The organism is Armatimonas sp. (genome assembly GCF_043760365.1).
In the GTDB taxonomy this organism is placed as follows: Bacteria; Armatimonadota; Armatimonadia; order Armatimonadales; family Armatimonadaceae; genus Armatimonas.
This window is the reverse complement of sequence record NZ_JAYUPA010000126.1, coordinates 1-2262: the sequence shown is the minus strand read 5'-3', so window position 1 is coordinate 2262 and position 2262 is coordinate 1. Positions and strand designations below refer to the sequence as shown.

Sequence of the window (2262 nt, the reverse complement as noted above, 5' to 3'; positions counted from 1 at the left end):
TTTCACCGAACTTGCTCGAAAGACCGTTTCAGAGAGAAAAAAATGAAGAAAGTATCTATGGTGCTCTGTCTGATGGCAGGGTTGCTGATCTCGGGCTATGGTGCGTCGCGTGCACAACAGGGTGATAGTACGACGGGGCAGGCGCTGCCGCGACCGGACGCCAAACCGGCTGATCTTACCAAGCCCGTGAAGGTGTTTATTCTGCTCGGGCAGTCCAACATGCTTGGAATGGGCGAGGTTGGGCCAGAAGCGACACAGGGGACGCTGGAGTATGTCACCAAGACGCAGAAAAAGTACACACATCTGCTTGATGAGGTGGGGCAGTGGACGGCACGAAGCGATGTCCGCTACACTTTTGTGATGCAAAATAGAGATGCCATGCAGACGGTGCAAAACGACTGGCTTTCGGTGCGCGGCAAAGCGATCGGGCCGGAGCTACAGTTTGGTCATATCATGGGGCAGACTCTTGAGGAACCTGTGCTGATTCTCAAGGCCTGCATCGGGAACCGAAGCCTCGGCTGGGATCTTCTTCCGCCCGGCAGTGAGCGCTTCATCTTCGACGGCAAGACCTACGCGGGCTACAAAGACGACACACCGTCGTGGGTGGAGGGCCAGGAAAAGAAGCCCGTGGCTTGGTACGCCGGCAAGCAGTACGACGACGATATCGCCAACACGAAGCGCGTCTTGAGTGAGCTGGGTAAGTACTATCCCGGCGCCGAAAAGTACGAGATTGCTGGGTTTGTTTGGTGGCAGGGGCACAAGGATCAGAACCCGGCGCATGCCAGCCGCTACGAACAAAACCTGGTGCACCTGATCAAGAGCCTTCGCAAAGACTTCAATGCCCCAAAAGCACCGTTCGTGCTGGCCGTGGGCTGTGGGAACCCCGGACGTGCGAGCTTCGGGCTGCAGATTGCCGAGGCGCAGCTTGCGATGAACGACACCAAGAAGCATCCGGAGTTTGCCGGCAATGTGCTGTGCGTGGAGTCCCGTGATTTTTGGAAAAGCAAGGAAGCCTCCCCTAATCAAAAGCAGGACTACCACTATTTCCGTAATGCCGAGACCTATATAGAAGTCGGCAATGCGCTGGGCTGGGCGATGGCAAAATTATTGAGCAAGACAGACAATAAATGAAACAACCTAATGTTTTACTTATCTTGACCGAGGACCAAGGCACGCAGGCGGGGTATCTAGGGACGCCGGGTGTGCAGACACCGCACATGGACATACTCGCCCAAACGGCGGTGGTCTTTGAGCGAGCGTTTGTGGTTTATCCCGTCTGCTCCGCATCCAAAGCAGCGCTCTACACCGGGATGTTTAATCATGCCAATGGGATTCTCAACAATACGCTCAACTACCATAAGCCGCTCGCGCAGCTCACGGAGGCCGAGAAAAACGTCCCGCTCTACCAGCGTAACCGAATCAAGCCCGACGTGAGGACGCTCACCGAGATTTTAAGTGTCGCAGGCTACTGGCAGGGGGTGACGCATAAGCTCCATGTCGCGCCTCTGGAGAAGTTTCCCTACGACGAGTTCCTGCCCGACCCGAACCAGCGCATAGCAACCGAGTTTATCAAGCGTGCTCAAGAGAAGCAAAAGCCCTGGTTCTTGCTCTACAACATCCCGAACTCCCACCGCCCCTATCCCAATAGTGACAAAAAGCCGATCCGTGTCAAGCCCGCCGAGGTTAAGCTCCCGAGCTACTTGCCCGACACCCCCGAGATCCGAAAAGACTGGGCGGAGTATCTTGCCGGGATCGAGGAAGCCGATGCACGCGTTGGGGGCGCACTCGCGGCGCTCAAAGAGACGGGCACGGAGAACAACACGCTGGTGATCTTTCTGGGCGACCACGGCCCGAGCTTCCAACACGGTAAGATGTGCCTCTACGACCTGGGCTTGCGCACGCCGCTGCTAATTCGCGCACCAGGAAAACAAAAGTCCACGCGAACCAATGCGCTGGTGAGCACGGTGGATCTACTGCCCACTATTCTTGACTACGTCGGCGTGAGGGTGCCGCCGGGGCTACACGGCAAGAGCCTGCACCCGATCTTGGAGGGCAAGCGAGGCGCACAGGGGGCAAAAGCCGTCTTTGCGGAGATCTCGCACCTGGGGCCGCTGCCCAATAATGGGATGCAGGAGCGCGTTGTTTTTGACGGGCGCTACCGGCTGATCTACCGTGAAGGCCCACTCAAAGCCGCGCGGCAGGTGAACGCCGACTCGAAAGACCCCAAGCCCTGGGGCAATCGCAGCTACAACGAGACGCTTC

2 protein-coding genes are annotated in these 2262 nt (G+C 57.3%); both read left to right on the top strand.

All coding sequences use genetic code 11. The features are described 5' to 3' along the window. Window positions 1-42 precede the first annotated feature (42 nt). Window positions 43-1131 (top strand): sialate O-acetylesterase, encoded by a 1089-nt coding sequence (locus tag ACH2EH_RS03345; protein ID WP_395138956.1) that lies wholly within the window; start codon window positions 43-45, stop codon window positions 1129-1131. Beyond that, window positions 1128-2262: sulfatase (locus ACH2EH_RS03340; protein WP_395138954.1), on the top strand; the 1135-nt coding region annotated here is incomplete at its 3' end. The genes ACH2EH_RS03345 and ACH2EH_RS03340, both read left to right, overlap by 4 nt.